The sequence below is a fragment of the Streptomyces sp. NPDC034111 genome, from assembly GCF_055575375.1.
Genome location: NZ_JBVIST010000003.1, coordinates 255,687 through 271,954 on the forward strand (window position 1 = coordinate 255,687; position 16,268 = coordinate 271,954).

Below are 16,268 nucleotides of genomic sequence, written 5' to 3' on the forward strand. Positions count from 1 at the left end.
CCTTCATGGTGGATCGGCCCTTGCTTGTCCGCATGGCGGGCGGGTGGTGGCGGCCGCGCGCGGCGGTGCGGCGGTGCGGATCGACGGGGCGCCGGTGGCCACGGCAGCGGATCTGTTCGCGGTCAGTGGGTGTCCGCATGCGGAGGCGGGGCGTCCGCGGCCCTGTACGAGCGTGCGGTGGACCCCGGGCGCGGGTGACCGGGCGGTGTGCGTCGACGGGGTGCCGGTGCTGCTGGACAGCACCGCGGCGATGTGTTTCAGCGCCGGGCCGGTGCCGCAGGGGCCGCCGGTCGTGGCATCCGTCCACCAGGGCCAGGGGGTGTTCAGCCGATGAGGAGCACACGGCAGCAGGTGCGTACGGAGATCGCGTTTCCGTTCCGGATCGACCGGCGGGGGCGGACCGCACATGCCGGCCATGACGCGCATGTGCGGGATCTGATCGAGCAGTTGCTGTTCACGAGCCCGGGTGAGCGGGTCATGCGGCCGGACTTCGGGTGCGGGCTGCTGGACCTGGTGTTCACGCCGAACAGTCCGGAGCTGGCGTCGGCCGTGGAGCTGTCCGTCCAGGCCTCGTTGCAGCGGTGGCTGGGGGATCTGATCGAGGTCGAAGCGCTGGACGTGGTGAGCGAGGAGAACGTCGTACGGGTGTCTCTGCGGTACGTCGTGCGCTCCACCGCGAGCCGGCGGGACGAGGTCTTCGAGGGGCGGGGCGAGGGATGAGCCGGCAGGGGAACGGCACCGCGGCCGACGGGACACGGGCGACGGAGGACCGCCGTACGCGGGTCAGGGCCGCGCGCCTCAACGGCATCGATGCCGTGGAAGTGGCGGACGACGGGGTGACGTTGACGGTCACCTTTCTGGGGAAGGCGCCGCACGGGCTGCGTCCGGAGAACGTCCGTATCGACGGCGGGCGCCGGATCACCGGACTGGAGGCCCTGGAGGTGTCCGTCGAGCGGGAGGAGGATCCCGAGCTCGACGACCGGCTGTATGTGACGCTGGACCGGGCCGGTGACACCTCCCGCTACCGGTTGTCGCTCGTCGGGACCGACCCGTACGGGCGGCCGGGCACCGCACCGTACGAGGGCTTCGACCAGCGGTACTTCAGCGCGGAGTTCTCGTTCCGCCCCGACTGCCCGAGCCCCTTCGACTGCACCGACGACAGCGGCGGCGGGGACGCCTGCCCGGACACCTTCCGGCCTGCGCCCGTGATCGACTACACCGCCCGCGACTACGACACCCTCCGGCAGCTCGCCCTGGACCGGCTGCGGCTGACCACTCCCGACTGGGTCGAGCGCAGTCCGGCGGATCTGGGCATGACGCTGGTCGAGTTGCTGGCGTACACGGCGGACCGGATCAGCTATCAGCAGGACGCGGTGGCGACCGAGGCGTATCTCGACACGGCGCGGCGACGGGTGTCGGTACGGCGGCATGTGCGGCTCATCGACTACCCGATGCACGACGGGTGCAGTGCGCGGGCGTTCGTGGCGGTGGAGGCCGTCGACGAACTGACGCTCCTCCCCGGCGAGTTCCGCTTCGCCGCCGTCGACACCCGGACGTACGGGCCGCGGGACCGGCCGGAGACCGGGACGGTCCTCGACGACCGGGATCTGGCCGTGCTGGACGAGCGGGGCGCGGTGGAGGTCTTCGAGCCGGTGGCGCAGACGCCGCTGACCGTACGGCCCGCGCACAACGCCATTCGGCTGTGGACCTGGGGCGGGGAGGTGTGCTCGCTGCCCCGGGGGGCGACGAGCGCGACGTTACGGGACGCATGGGAGGACGACGGCCGCGAGGCCCGCGCCCTCCGCCTCTCCCCCGGCGATCTGCTGCTCTTCGAGGAGGTCAAGGGGCCTCGTACCGGCACGCCGGGCGACCAGGACCCGGCGCACCGGCAGACGGTCCGGCTCATCTCCGTCACCCCCGGCGTCGATCGGCTAGACGACCAGCCGGTGCTGGAGGTGACCTGGGCTCCGGAGGACGCGCTGGCCTTCCCGCTGTGTCTGGCCACCCGGGGCGGTCCGGACTGTGTGCCGGTGGAGGACGTGAGTGTGGCCCGCGGCAATGTCGTCCTGGTGGATCACGGGCGGTCGGTCACCTTCGGGCAGGACCCCGGCGGCGTCCCGGAAACCGTCATCGTGCCGCCCGTGCCGGCCGTCCTCGCGTCGTGCGAGCCGCCCGCGTTCGGCTGCGGCGACCGCACGGGCGGCGGGAACGCCACCGCGCGGACCCTCAACCGCCTCCTCACGAAGGTGAGTTGTCATCAGGCGCTGACGCCGGACGACATCGGGACGTTGTTCCGGGTGGTCGGGGAGGAGGCGACCGTACGGGCGGGGCTGGGCCTGGAGGCGGCGGGGCGGCGGCGCGTGGGGGCGCCTCCCGGCGGTGGCCGGGGGAGGGTGGTGCCGGGGACCGTGCACGCCCAGGCCGGGGCGCTGCGCACCCTGCTGGCGCAGTCCGTCCACCCGGGCATCGCGCCGCGCTTCCGGCCCGTACTGCACCGCTCACCCGTCGCCCAGACGGTGCCCTTCCCGCAGCCCGCGCAGGTGGCCGCGGGGCAGGCCGGCCGGCTGGCGGGCATCCGGGAGCGGGTGCGGGCGCGGCTGGTGGAGCTGTGGCGGAGCGCCCGTGACCACGACGGGCTGTCGGAGGACGAGGTCGCCGAACTGGCGGTGCTCTTCGGCCTCAAGGTCCTGGAACGGCTGGAGCTGCGCCGGCATCCCGTGCGGGCGCTGCGGGAGTTGCTGCACCGTGGGGACCGGCTGCTGGACGGCAAGCTGCGCCGGCTGGAGGTGCTGACCGCGCGGGCCCGTGCGGGGGCCGTGCTGGACGGGCGGATCGCCTGGGAGATCGCGCAGAGCTGGGGCCCGCCGTACGCGGTGGGGCTGCATCCGGACGAGCCGGTGCTGCACGGCCCGGCGGCCACGCTGGTGCCCGATCCGCGGGCCGCGCTGCCCGCCGTACGGCTCACCGAGGACGACGGCGAAGCGACCTGGACGCCGCGCCGCGACCTCCTCGGCAGCGGCCCGCGCGACCGGCACTTCGTCGGTGAGCTGGAGGACGGGGGGCGGATCGCGCTGCGCTTCGGGGACGGGCGGTACGGCGCCCGTCCCGAGCCGGGCAGCCGGCTGACGCTGCACTACCGGCTGGGCGGCGGCCGGGCGGGCAACGTCGGGGCCGAGGCGATCAACCATCTGGTCCTCAGCCGGGACCCGGAGTCCTCGGAGGCCGCCGCTCCGCTGCCGGTGGCCGGTGTGCGCAATCCGCTGCCGGCGACCGGCGGTACCGCGCCCGAGCCCGTCGAGCAGGTGCGGCAGCTCGCACCGCTCGACCTGAAGCGCACCCGGCACCGGGCGGTCACCGCGGCGGACTACGCGGAGCTGGCGTCGGCCCTGCCGGGTGTGCAGCGGGCGGCGGCGGAGATCCGCTGGACCGGCAGCGTCCAGGAGGCGCATGTGGCCGTCGACGCGGCGGGGACCGGTGAGGCGGGTCCCCGGCTGCTGGAGTCGGTCGCGTACGCGCTGGAGCGCTACCGGCGGATCGGGCACGACCTGGTCGTGGAGCCGGCCCGGACGGTTCCGGTGGACCTGGCGCTGGAGGTGTGTGCCGCGCCGGGGCACCAACACGGCCAGATCCTGGCCGAGTTGTACCGGGTGCTGGGCAGCCGGCGGCTGTCCGGCGGCCGGCTCGGCTTCTTCCATCCGGACGCGCTGACCTTCGGCGAGCCGGTCCGGCTGAGCCGTCTGGTCGCGGTGGCCGCGGCCGTGCCGGGCGTGCGGAGCGTACGGGTGACCCGGCTGCGGCGGCTGTTCCATCAGGACAACGGAGAACGGGAGGACGGTGTGCTGCGGCTCGGCCCGCTGGAGATCGCCGTGTGCGACAACGACCCGGAACGGCCGGAGAACGGGCGGCTGGTCATCGAGTTCGGCACGAGCGGGGGTGCACGATGAACGGCACTGCCGGCCGCGGCTGCGGCTGCGGCTGCGGCGGGGGAAGCGGCGGCAGCGACGAGCGGCGCGCCCCCGACGCCCTCTACAACCCGCCGGGCCGGACGGCCCTGCACTACCGCGTCGGCGACCACGACACCTTCCTCGCCGGGATGCTCGACCGGCTCGCCTCGCCCGCCTACCCGGCGCTGCGCCAACTGACCGTGCGGGCCGCGGACGACCCGGCGATCGGTCTGCTCGACGCCTGGGCGGTGCTCGGTGACGTCCTGACCTTCCACAGCGAGCGGATCGCGGACGAGGGGTATCTGCGGACCGCGAACGAACACCGGTCGCTGGCCCTCCTGGGGCGGCTGGTGGGGCACCGCCCGCGGCCCGGCGTCGCGGCCGGCACCCACCTCGCGTACACCCTGGACAAGGATCCGCGCGCCGAGGACCTGCCGGTGGTCATCCCCCGCGGGTCGCGCAGCCACAGCGTCCCGGCCACCACCGGGGAGGAGTCACAGACCTTCGAGACGGACGAGGATCTGACGGCGCGCTGGGCGTGGAACGAGCTGACGGTGCGCAGCCGCCGCCCTGCCCTGCTGGTCCCCGAGGACCTGGCCACCCGATCGGAGCTGTTCGTGGCGGGCACGTCGGCCTCCCTTCAGACCGGCGACCAGCTGCTCTTCGACTTCGGCGGGACGCAGCAGCTGCTGCTGCCGGTGGCGCGGGTGCGCATCGACCGGGACGTGGACGCCACCGGCCTCACCGCGATCACCCTGCCGCGGTCCGCGCCGCCCACGCTCAAGGAGCTGGTGGCCGAGCTGCGGCAGTGGATCACCGCACCGCGGGACGGGGGTGACCCGGACGATCCCGACGAGCCGGGGCCGCCCACCCCGCAGACCCCGAACCCGCGCCCCGTCAGCAAGTTGATCGAGACCTTCGACGTCCAGGTGCTGGCGCCGCTGCGCAAGGACCTGGACGGCGAGGCCGGGACGTCGCCCGGCGCGTTCGCCGAACGGCTGGCCGGGCCGCACGAGCGGCTGGCCGAGGCGCAGGTGCTGGCCGCGCCGTACGAGGAGGTCGCGGCCTGGTTCGAGGAGCTGGCGGCGGTGGTCGGCGAGCTGCGGGAGCGGGCGGCGCGGCTGGCGCCCGCCCGCACGGTGCCGGCCACGGCGAGGCCGGCACCGGCCGGCGGGGCGGGGGCGGCGGCGCTGCACGCCCTCGCCGCCCTGCTGCCCGCCCTCCGCACCCGCGTCGTCCGCCCGCCGTCCGGCACCCGGGCCGCCCACGGCCACCCCTTGGCGCCCGGCTCGGACCTGTCCGCGCGGCTGCTGTCCGCCCTGGACCCGCGCCTGGCGGACGGGATGTACGCGGCGTGGCGGCAGACCGCGCCGCCCGCCCCCGCCGCGCTGCGGGAGCTGCTGGCGATGCGGGTGACCGCCGCTCCCTTCGGGGCGACCGCGCCGCTCAAGCCCGTGCAGGACGACAAGGGCCGGGTGATCCGGCAGTCCGACTGGCCGCTGACCGGCGGTGTACTGACCGGCATGCGGATCGTCTACGACACGGCGGGGAAGGTGCCGGTGCGGGCGGAGTTCGAGCACATCGAGGCCGGCACGACGGTGCAGCGCACGGTGGATCTGCCGTCCGACGAGCCGTTCGCCTTCGGTCCTGGCCGGGTGGAGCTGTCCACCCGCACCGGCCAGGACCACGATCTGAGCTGGCTGGGGCGCCGCCCGGCCGATTCGCAGGAGGCCGGGATCACCGCCCGGCTGCTGCCCGGTCTGCCCGAGCGGACGCTGTTCGTGGGCCGCCCGGACGACCGGGGCCGGATCGAGGTCGCGGTGCACAACGGCGAGACCAGGACCTGGCACCTGAAGCCGGGCGAGCGGGACCAGATCCGGCACGGCGCGTACGAGGTGACCGTGCGCCGCACACCGGGCAGCGAACCGCCCGCCGTGGAGATCGGCATCGCCACCGTCCCGGCACCCGCCAACCGCCGTGTGCTGCCGCTGGATTCGGTGCAGGACGGCATCACGGTCGGCAGCTGGGTCGCCGTCCGGCGGCCCCGTAAGGGCACGGGCGGGGCGGACGGCATCCCGGGGGACGCGAAGCTGGCGTTGGTGACCACCAGGGTGACGGCGGTGCGGACCGCCGCGTACACCGACTTCGGCATCACCGGCCGCGGCACCGAACTGACCCTGGCCGACCCCTGGCTGGACGAGCACGACGTGCTGCTCTCCGCGATCCGGGACACGACCGTGTACGCGGCCGGTGAACCGCTGCGGATGGCGGACGAGCCGCTGGGCGAGGACGTGCACGGCAACGAACTGGAGCTGGCCGAGCTCTACGAAGGGCTGCGGCCCGGGCGGCGCCTGATCGTCTCCGGCGAGCGCACCGACATCCCGGGGGCGGCGCTGCGCGCCACCGAACTGGCCGTGATCGCCTCGGTCGACCAGCGGCTGGACCCGGACCTGCCCGGCGACCACGTCCACACGGTCCTCACCCTCACCGCGGACCTGGCCCACCGGTACCGGCGGGACACCGTCCGCATCCAGGGCAACGTCGTGCCGGCCACACACGGCGAGAGCCGGGACGAGCCGATCGGCAGCGGCGACGCCGCCCGCGCCCACCAGACCTTCGCGCTCTGGCAGTCGCCGCTGACCTGGCTTCCTGCGGACAACCCTCTGGGCGCCACCCCGGAGCTGGAGGTACGCGTCGACGGGCTGCTGTGGCACGCGGTGGACAGTCTGGCCGGGCGGGGGCCGACCGAGCGGGTGTATGTCACCGGGACGACCGATGAGGGCCGGACGACGGTGACGTTCGGCGACGGCGTGCACGGCGCGCGGCTGCCGAGCGGCCACGACAACGTACGGGCCAGGTACCGCTTCGGCACCGGGCGGGCCGCGAACGTGGCGGCGCACCGCGTCACCCAGGCGGTCACCCGGCCGCTCGGGGTGACCGGCGTGACCAATCCGCAGCCGGCGAGCGGCGGCGCGGACGCCGACGGTCCTGCGCTCACCCGGCGGACGGTACCGCTGTCGGTGTCCGCGCTGGACCGGCTGGTCTCGCTCACGGACTACGAGGACTTCGCGCGCTCCCGGGCCGGGATCGGCCGGGCCTCGGCCCGTGAACTCTTCGACGGGCGGCGGAAGGTGCTGCATGTGACGGTGGCGGGGGTCGACGACACTCCTCTGGCGCCGGACGCGGAGGTGCTGCGGGCGCTGCGGTCCTCGCTGGCCGAGTACGGCGATGCCCGGCTGCCGGTGCGGGTGGACGTGCGTGAGCCGGTGCTGCTGCTGTGCGCGGCGAAGGTGAAGGTGGCGCCGGACCACTCGTGGTCGCTGGTGGAGCCGCGGGTGCGGCAGGCGCTGATGGCCGAACTGGGCTATGAAGGGCGGGAGTTGGGTCAGCCGGCGCAGCTGTCCGAGGTGCTGGCCGCGGCCCAGTTGGTACCGGGCGTCGACCACGTCGACGTGGATGTCTTCACGGGCGTCCCGGCGTCCGCGACGCCCGCCGGGCTCGCCTCGCTCGCCGGGCAGTTCGCCGATCCGCCGCGCGCGACGGTGGCGTCCCGGCTCGCCACCTACGACGAACAGCTCCACGAGGTGACCGCGGACGGCGGGGAGACCCTCACCGCGATCGCCGCCCACCACGGCATCCCGCTCGCCGAACTGCTGCGCCTCAACCCCGACATCACCGACACCCGGCCGCTGCCGAAGGGCCGCGCGGTCTGCGTCTTCCGCGGTATCCGCCCGGCCCAGCTCGCGCTGTTCCCGCCGCAGGTGGCGGACACCCTGATCCTCACGGAGGTGACCCGATGACCACGAGCAGGGAGCCGGACGGGCTCGCGGAGCTGCTGCCGCAGTGGCACCGGCTGCGGGACTCCGAAGACCCCGGGCACGGCGAGCCGCTGCGCGCCCTGCTGGCCGTGATCGCCGAGCAGGTGGACCGGGTACGGGACGGTGTCGCCCAGCAGTACGACGACTGGTTCGTGGAGACCGCCGCCGCGTGGGTGCTGCCGTACCTCGGGGACCTGGTGGGGTACCGCCCGCTGCCCGGGTACGAACGGGTGCTGGCGACCGGGCTGCGGGACGGCGGGCTGCCGGACTCCTCACGGCGGCGGCTGGCCGAGGCGCTGGCGCCGCGCCGCGATGTGGCGGCGACGGTCGGCAACCGGCGGCGCAAGGGCACCCTGGCACTGCTGGAGGAGCTGTCGGAGTCGGTCGCGGGCCGGCCGGCCCGGGCGGTGGAGCTCTCCCGGCTTCTCGCGCACCACCAGCCGGTGAAGCTGTACGGGTCGGGCACCGAGGCCGTCAATGCGCGGCGGGCCGGGCGCGGGCGGCTGGTGGACCTGCGGGACGGGGCGGCGCTGGACCTGGCCGGCGGGCCGTTCGGCACGGTGGCCCGCTCGGTGGACGTGCGGCGGGCCGGCTCCCGCCGCACGCAAGGGGGTTACACCCCGGCCGGGGTGGGGCTGTTCGTCTGGCGGCTGAAGCCGTACCCGGTGACGCGGGCGCCCGCGTACTGCATCGACCGGGCCCGCAGCCTCTACACCTTCTCCCTCCTGGGCAACGACACGGCGCTGGTGACCCGGCCGGAGCCGGAGCCGTCCGCGGCGCACCTCGCCACGCTCGACAACGTGCCGGCCCCGATCCGGCGCCGGCAGCTGCACGACCGGCTCGCGGACTACTACGGGCCGGGGAAGAGCTTCGTCATCCGGCGGGACGGCCACGAGACCCCGGTGCCGCTGTCCGACCTCGTCGTCGCGGACCTGAGCGACTGGCGCTACCGGCCCGGGCGCGGGCAGGTCGCCGTCGACCCTGAGCTGGGCCGGATCGCGTTCGGCGCCCGGTCGGCGCCCCGGCAGGGCGTATGGGTGGACTACCACTACGCGTTCGGGGACGAGCTGGGCGGCGGTGAGTACCCGCGTGAGCGAGAGACCCCGGCGGACGCCGCCGTCTACCGGGTGGGGCCGGGCCAGGCGCACCAGCGGATCATGGATGCGTACGGGGCGTGGCAGCACGACCGGCGGGCCGGCCGGTGCGGCCCCGACGGCATCATCGAGATCACCCACAGCGGCGCCTACCAGGAGCAGCTGGACTTCGACCTCGGCCCCGGCGACCGGCTGGAGCTGCGCGCCGCGGAGGGCACCCGCCCCGTCATCCGGCTGCTCGACTGGTACAGCAACCGGCCGGACGCGCTCAACATCCGGGCCCGGGAGGAGGATTGCGCGGCCGGCGAGCGGCCGCGGATGGTGCTGGACGGGCTGCTGGTCACCGGACGCGGGCTGAACGTCACCGGCCCGATGGGCGCGGTCGTGCTGCGCCACTGCACCCTCGTACCGGGCTGGTCCCTGGAGCCGGAGTGCCATCCGGCCTCTCCCGAGGAACCGAGCCTGGTCCTGGACCGGACCACCGCCTGCGTAGAGATCGACCGCTGCATCCTGGGCACCATCGAGGTGATCGGCGACGAGGTGGGCACCGACCCGCTGCCGATCCACCTGCGCGACTCCGTCCTGGACGCCACCGGCGCCGACCGCGAGGCGCTGTCGGCGCCGGACTGCCGGCATGCGCACGCGGTGCTGTACGCCCACCGGACGACGGTCCTCGGCGAGGTGCACACCCACGCCGTGGAGCTCGCCGAGAACTCCCTGTTCACCGGCCGTATGCACGTCGCCCGGCGCGGGGTCGGCTGTCTGCGGTTCAGCTATGTACCGCCGGGCTCGCGCACCCCGCGCCGCTACCGCTGCCAGCCGGACCTGGCAGGCCGGGACGACGCCGCGCGGGTACGGCCGCTGCTGCGCAGCGAGCGCTACGGGACGCCGTGGTACGGGCAGTTGGCGGACGGCTGTGCGGAAGAGATCCGGCGCGGCGCGGAGGACGGCGCCGAGATGGGCGCGTACCACGACCTGTACCAGCCGCAGCGCGAGGACAGCCTGCGGGCCCGGCTGGCGGAGTACACACCGGCGGGCAGCGACGCGGGGGTGGTGTTCGTGACCTGACCCGTCCCCCGGCCGCAAGCCGCCGTCACCGGCCGTCCGTCTTCGACCTTCCGAGCATCCCGTACGAGGGGGACCCCTGCCATGCACGCTGATCTCTCGCGCCTCACCCACCGCCCGGAGCGTCACTACTCCGCGGTCGTCGCCCAGCAGGGCCGGGTGCAGCTGGACGCCGACGCCAACGAACAGACCGCGATCCAGCTGTTCCAGGCCCGTACCCTCGCCGCCGATCTGATCGGGGCGCACGGCGGACCGAGCGGCGCCACCGGCTTCCGGATCACCCTCAAGGGCGGCAGCCACGAACTGGACGACCTGGTCATCGGCGGCGGCCGCTACTACGTGGACGGCATCCTGTGCGACGCCACCCGTCCGCAGCCCGGCGTCCCGGTACCCGCCACCGGCGCGTCCGGCGCGCACGAAGCGGACGGCAAGGACGGCGCGGCGGGCACCGGCCAGGGCGGGGGCGAAGGCGCGGGTGAGCCGGCCGCCGCGCCCGCGACCTGGACGTACTGGGACCAGCCCGACGGGTTCCGGGACCCCGAGCGGCCCGGCGACCGGCTGCCCGGCTCCTTCCCTTACCTGGCCTACCTCAAGGTGTGGGAGCGGGTGGTCACCGCGGCGGAGGACCCGGCGCTGCGCGAGGTCGCGCTGGGCTCGGCGCTGCCGGACACCGCGGCCCGTACGAAGGTGGTCTGGCAGGTACTGCCGCTGCCCGCCGACGCGTTGGGGCTGACCGGCCACACCCCGCCGGTCGACGAGATCCGTAAGGCGTTCGCGGAGTGGGCGCGAAAGGCGGCCGCACCCGGCTCCCGGCTCGCGGCGCGCAGCGAGCGCCCGGACCACGCGGACGACGAGCCCTGCCTGGTCGCCCCGGACGCCCGCTACCGGGGCCCGGAGAACCAGCTCTACCGGGTCGAGGTGCATGACCCCGGCACCGCGCAGGACGCCACCTTCACCTGGTCCAGGGAGAACGGCTCGGTCACCTTCCCGGTCGATGAACTCGACGGCACCTGGGTCGAGTTGGCGACGCTCGGCGGCGACGACAAGCTCGATCTGAACGTCGGCGACCGGGTCGAGTTCGTCGACACCGCCTACACCAGCCGGGGCGAGGCGGCGCCGCTGCTGCGGGTGGAGGAGGTCGATCTGCCGGGCCGCCGGGTGCGGCTGTCCGGCGAGCCCGCACCGGGCGTCGGGCGGCGGCCCGAACTCCATCCGTTCCTGCGCCGCTGGGACCACCACGAAGGCAGCCGGCAGACCGGCAGACGGGGCGAACGGGCGGCACGGCTCAAGCACGGGGCGCTGCCCGTCGAGGAGGGCGCCTGGCTGCCGCTGGAGGACGGCGTCGAGGTGTACTTCGCACCCGGCGGCCACTACCGCACCGGTGACTACTGGCTGATCCCGGCCCGTACGGCCACCGGCGGAGTGGAGTGGCCGACGGATACCGCGCGCCGGCCGCTGCTGGTCCACCCGGCCGGAATCGAGGTGCACTTCGCGCCGCTGGCATGGGTGGCAGGTGAGCAGGCCGAAACCGATCTGCGGCTGGCCTTCCGGCCGCTGGCGGCGGGTATCCCGGCGGCGGACGACGCGGCACTGGCCGCCGAGGAGGAGGCCAGGGCCGAGGAGGAGGCCCGCACCGAGGAGGCGGGCGGCGGGGCGTACGACCCGGCGGGCGCGGGCCACGACACGACCCGGCCGGCGCCGAGCCGCTCACAGACCACCGCCGAGGCCGAGGCCGCCGTCGACGAGGGGGGTGCAGGCTGATGGCCACTCCCCTGACCGCGGGCAAGCTGCTGGCGGCGCTGCGCGCCGAGGGCCTGGTCGTGCACGAGGTCCGCGACTGGCGTCACCACAACCGCAACAAGAAGGGCCGGTGGGGCCCGATGCACGGGGTGATGATCCACCACACCGCCACCGAGGGCACCGACGCCTCGGTGGACCTGTGCTACGACGGGCGGTCCGACCTGCCGGGGCCGCTCTGCCACGGCGTGATCGACAAGAAGGGCGAGATCCACCTCGTCGGCAACGGCCGCGCCAACCACGCCGGGCTCGGCGACCGTGACGTCCTGGAAGCGGTGATCAACGAGGATCCGCGGCTGCCGGCGGACAACGCCGCGGACACCGACGGCAACCGGTACTTCTACGGCTTCGAGTGCATCAACCTCGGCGACGGCAAGGACACCTGGCCCGAGGAGCAGCGGATCGCCATCGAGAAGGCCGCGGCGGCGATCTGCCGGGCGCACGGCTGGACCGAGCGCTCGGTCATCGGGCACAAGGAGTGGCAGCCGGGGAAGGTCGATCCGCGCGGCATCGTGATGAACCAGCTGCGGGGCCGGATCAAGCAGCGGCTGGCGAAGGCACCGGAGGGCGCGCCGGAGCGGGGCGAGGGGTGAGCCGGGAGCGGCGGCGGGTGCTCAACCCCCAGGTTTGATCGGGGCCTTGGCGCCCACGCAGAGGCAGTTGCCCCGCCTCATGGGTGCGTTGACACACCAGAGCCGGGCGGCCCTCCCCCACAGAGGTCCGCCCGGCTGTTCTTGGGTGTGTCTACGGCGTTCGGCCGCCGCCGCGGCCGACGAGCCGGTCAGTCTGTCCGGGCCTCAGACGCCCTGGACCGGGAGGGCCGGGAGGACGGGCAGCGCCGGGATGTTGGCGGCGTTGGTGAGCTTGGCCAGGTCGGCGGGCACGGCCGGGACGGCGACGGCGTCGGTCAGGTTGGCCGGAACGGCGGGAACGGCCGGGACGGCCAGGTCGGCGGGAACGGCCGGGACGGCGACGGCGTCGGTCAGGTTGGCCGGGACGGCGGGAACGGCCGGGGTCGCGGGCACGGACGGGACGGCCGGGACGGACGGGACGGCCGGGACGGACGGGGCGGCGGGAACCGCGGGAACGGCCGGGGCGGCGGGCACGGACGGCACGGACTTGACCGGGGTCACGCCCTGCACACCGGCGACGGCCTTGGTGGCGGTGCCCTGCGCGTCGGTCACCACGACGGTGCCCAGGCCCTGGGCGAACGGCGTGGCGTCAGCGGCCGCACCCTGCGCGAACGCCGCGGCGTCGCCCGCCTTGCCCTGCACGAACGGCACCGCGCCGGTGGCCTCGCCCTGCGCGAAGGCGGCCGCGTCGGTCGCCACACCCTGCGCGAACGGCACCGCGTCACCGGCGGTGTCCTGCACGAACAGCTGCGCCTGGCCACCGACGACGGTCACGAACGGCGTCGCCTGGCCGGCCGCGTCACCGGCGAGCTGACCGGCACCGCCGACCGCACCCTGGGCAACCGGCACCACCTTGACGACGATCCGCTGGGCGACGGGCGGCAGCACATCGGCGGCCGCCTTGTCGACGACCGGACGGGCGGTGGCCAGCGCGGCCTGCGCCTGCTTCGTCAGCTGCTCGGGGCGGATGCCCGCACCGGCAAGACCGGCCAGCAGGTTGTCGGCGGAGCCGGGGGCCTTCGGCAGCGCGGGAGCCTTCGGCAGCTTGGGCAGGCCGGCGGACGGCACGCCCGGGGTCGCGGGCAGCGACGGGGCGGCGGGCAGCTTGCCGTCCGCGAGCCGGCCGAGCTTGACCGGACCGGCACCGTTCGCGGCCTTCTTGGCGTCCTTCGCGGCCTTCTTGGCCTTCTTCAGGTCGGCGGTCTTCTGCACGTCGCCGGTCTCGGGCAGGCGACCGGTGACGTCACCGAGCTGCGGCAGCTCGCCGGTGGGCAGGTCCTGGGTCGACACACCGCCGCCGAGCGCACCGGTCGCCTTGCCGGCCAGCTCGCCCGCCGTCTTCTTCGCGGTGTCGGTGACGGTCGTGGCGGCCTTCGTGGCGGTGCCGGTCACCTCACCGGTGGGCAGCTTCTTGGTGGCGTCGGTCACCGAGCCGGTGGTGGGCAGGTCCGAGGAGACGGGCAGCTCGGCGGCGCCGGCGGCAGCGGAACCCAGGGCCCACAGACCGGTGGCGGCAGCGGCAACGACGATGGAACGACGGATGTTGGAGCGCATGGAGATGAAGTCCTTCGAATTCAGGAGGGTTTGAGGGCAGACCTGTCCCGCCCCCGCGCGGCAGGTCCAGTTACAGACGCGGAGCGGTCTGCCCTAGCCCGGGAATTCGAGGATGTCTTCGGCACGCCGACGCGTCGGAGCGCCATCGGCCGTGCGGACGCCACCGGGCAGCAGCCGGAAGCGCGTGGAGTCGGCCGGAACGGCGGCGTACTGGTCCCCGCCACGGGGGCCATGGCCGTCACCGGCGGTGTGCGGGGCGGGAGCCGAGGGGCCCTGCGGGAGCTGTCCCGGAAGGCCCTGGTGGCCCGGATCCCGCTGCTCGTGCACGGTCGAACGGGGGTGCTCGGCAGCCCCGTTGTGCAGACCGGCGGAGCAGTGCGCGGGCTGAAGCGCCGCACCGGCCGCCGTCGCGTCGGTCCGCGGACCGGCCGGCTGCGCGCCGCCCGGGGTACGGCCGTGCTCGTGCGCGGCACCGTCGCCGGGCTGCTCGGCGTGCTCACCGGACGGAAGGTCCACGGGAAGCACGGCACCTGCCGTGTCCCCGATCTCCCCGACGACGCGGTTCACCGGCTCGGTGATCCGGCCGGTGACCGGCGCGGTCCGCTCGGCGGCGGGCCGCACCGCGTCGGCGAGCTCGCCGGACGCGGCCTGGGTGCCGTCGGCGAGCTTCGCGCCGGCTGCCTTGCTCTTCTGCTCGAACGCGGACTCGGAACCGGAGCCGGAGAGCCGGTCCGGGTCATCCGTGCCGTCCGTCGCCCCGTCCCGGGTGGCGGCCCGGTCCGGGGAGGACGCCTCGGCCCCGTCCCCGGCCGGGGACGTTGCCCCGGTCAGGGCCTGCGAGCCCGTGCGGTCCTCGGCATGGGCGCCGGGGCCGAAGGCGAAGCCGAGCGCGACGAAACCCACCAGGAAGAACCCGGCCAGCAGTGCGCGCCGCACGGCCACCGTGCGCGGCAGGCGCACGGCGGCAGGCAGGGCGAACACAGCAGACAAGGAGGGGACCTTCCCATACGGACGGGGACATCCGGGCACACGGCCTCGATGTCATACCCGTCGCGGGCGATCGAGCGATGCCCTGATCCTTGCACGAGGGGCCAGGTGCCACGCAAGTCCCACCGGCGTATCGGTCACCGTTGCTCCGCCATGTCCGGTATGGGCAACGGCCGTTTCTCCAGTGCGGCCGCCATCACCTCCGGGAAGAGGTCCGGGGTGCAGGCGAACGCCGGTGCGCCCAGGGCCGCGAGCGCCGCGGCGTGCTCCCGGTCGTAGGCCGGCGCGCCCTCGTCGGACAGTGCGAGCAACGTCACGAACTGCACCCCGGACGCCTGCATCGCGGCGACCCGTTTGAGCATCCCGTCCCGGATGCCGCCCTCGTAGAGGTCGCTGATGAGGACGACGACGGTCTCGGTGGGGCGGGTGATACGGGACTGGCAGTACGCCAGCGCGCGGTTGATGTCCGTACCGCCGCCGAGCTGGGTGCCGAAGAGGACATCGACCGGGTCGTCCAGTTGCTCCGTCAGATCGACCACCGCGGTGTCGAAGACGACGAGCCGGGTGTCGAGGGCCCGCATGGACGCCAGCACCGCGCCGAACACCGCGGCGTGGACGACCGAGGCGGCCATCGACCCGGACTGGTCGATGCAGAGCACCACGTCCTTCTTCACCGACCGGGCGGCCCGGCCGTAGCCGATCAGCCGCTCGGGGACGACCGTGCGGTACTCCGGGAGGTAGTTCTTGAGGTTCGCCCGGATCGTGCGGTCCCAGTCGATATCGCGGTGCCGCGGCCGGCTGATCCGCGCGGAGCGGTCCAGTGCGCCGGTGAGGGTGGCGCGGGTGCGGGTCGCGAGCTTCTTCTCCAGCTGCTCGACGACCTTGCGGACGACGGCCCGTGCGGTCTCCTTGGTCGTCTCCGGCATGACCTTGTTGAGTGAGAGCAGGGTGCCCACCAGATGCACATCGGCCTCGACCGCCTCCAGCATCTCCGGCTCGAGCAGCAGCGCGGACAGCCCCAGCCGGTCGATGGCGTCACGCTGCATCACCTGCACCACCGAGGACGGGAAGTACGTCCGGATGTCGCCCAGCCAGCGCGCCACACCGGGCGCCGAGGCCCCCAGGCCCGCCGTCCGCCGCCCGTCGTCGCCGCCGCTGCCCTTCTGCCGCCCGTAGAGCGATGCCAGCGCCCCGTCCATCGCGGCATCGCGCCCGCGCAGCTCACACCCCGTACCGTCGGCGCCACCCCCGCCGAGCACCAGCCGCCAGCGCCGCAGCCGCTCCGCCTCCGCCTCGGCCCCTTGAACTGCGGTCGTCGCCCCTTGGCCTGTGGTCGTCCGTTGAACCGTGGTTGCGCCTTGAGCTGTGGTTGTCCCT

The 16,268-nt window shown here is 74.6% G+C and carries 9 protein-coding genes and 1 pseudogene; 7 read left to right on the forward strand and 3 right to left on the reverse strand.

Annotated features, from left to right (window positions below; all coding sequences use genetic code 11):
- The first annotated feature begins 46 nt into the window (after window positions 1-46).
- From ACZ55A_RS10550 to ACZ55A_RS10580, 7 genes and pseudogenes are all read left to right on the forward strand, one after another.
- Complete coding sequence (locus tag ACZ55A_RS10550) at window positions 47-334, forward strand: hypothetical protein (protein ID WP_468837175.1); 288 nt, start codon at window positions 47-49, stop codon at window positions 332-334.
- Entirely contained in the window at window positions 331-720 is a 390-nt protein-coding gene (locus tag ACZ55A_RS10555; RefSeq protein WP_468837177.1) for a GPW/gp25 family protein, read from the forward strand. Before ACZ55A_RS10550 ends, ACZ55A_RS10555 begins: the two co-directional genes overlap by 4 nt.
- Window positions 717-3,944 (forward strand): putative baseplate assembly protein, encoded by a 3,228-nt coding sequence (locus tag ACZ55A_RS10560; protein ID WP_468837180.1) that lies wholly within the window; start codon window positions 717-719, stop codon window positions 3,942-3,944. Before ACZ55A_RS10555 ends, ACZ55A_RS10560 begins: the two co-directional genes overlap by 4 nt.
- Window positions 3,941-7,744 carry a putative baseplate assembly protein gene (locus ACZ55A_RS10565; RefSeq protein WP_468837182.1) on the forward strand — a complete coding sequence of 1,268 codons (3,804 nt, stop codon included), beginning with the start codon at window positions 3,941-3,943 and terminating at the stop codon, window positions 7,742-7,744. Before ACZ55A_RS10560 ends, ACZ55A_RS10565 begins: the two co-directional genes overlap by 4 nt.
- Entirely contained in the window at window positions 7,741-9,924 is a 2,184-nt protein-coding gene (locus ACZ55A_RS10570) for a hypothetical protein (RefSeq protein ID WP_468837185.1), read from the forward strand. The genes ACZ55A_RS10565 and ACZ55A_RS10570 overlap by 4 nt, the downstream gene beginning before the upstream one ends.
- Before the next feature lie 81 nt (window positions 9,925-10,005).
- Window positions 10,006-11,682: a DUF6519 domain-containing protein gene (locus ACZ55A_RS10575; protein WP_468837187.1), complete on the forward strand. Its 1,677-nt coding sequence runs from the start codon at window positions 10,006-10,008 to the stop codon at window positions 11,680-11,682.
- Window positions 11,682-12,296: pseudogene (locus ACZ55A_RS10580) on the forward strand (N-acetylmuramoyl-L-alanine amidase); the annotation flags it as partial. The gene ACZ55A_RS10575 and the pseudogene ACZ55A_RS10580, both read left to right, overlap by 1 nt.
- A gap of 219 nt (window positions 12,297-12,515) precedes the next feature.
- Here ACZ55A_RS10580 and ACZ55A_RS10585 read toward each other — a convergent pair.
- The 3 genes from ACZ55A_RS10585 to ACZ55A_RS10595 all read right to left on the reverse strand — a co-directional run bounded on the left by ACZ55A_RS10585 (window position 12,516) and on the right by ACZ55A_RS10595 (window position 16,168).
- Window positions 12,516-13,904, reverse strand: coding sequence for a hypothetical protein (locus ACZ55A_RS10585; RefSeq protein ID WP_468837189.1), 1,389 nt, complete (start codon window positions 13,902-13,904; stop codon window positions 12,516-12,518).
- Between the two features lie 93 nt (window positions 13,905-13,997).
- Window positions 13,998-14,894, reverse strand: a complete 897-nt coding sequence (locus ACZ55A_RS10590) for a hypothetical protein (RefSeq protein ID WP_468837192.1) — start codon at window positions 14,892-14,894, stop codon at window positions 13,998-14,000.
- 134 nt (window positions 14,895-15,028) lie between these two features.
- Complete coding sequence (locus tag ACZ55A_RS10595) at window positions 15,029-16,168, reverse strand: VWA domain-containing protein (RefSeq protein ID WP_468837925.1); 1,140 nt, start codon at window positions 16,166-16,168, stop codon at window positions 15,029-15,031.
- Window positions 16,169-16,268: the final 100 nt, after the last annotated feature.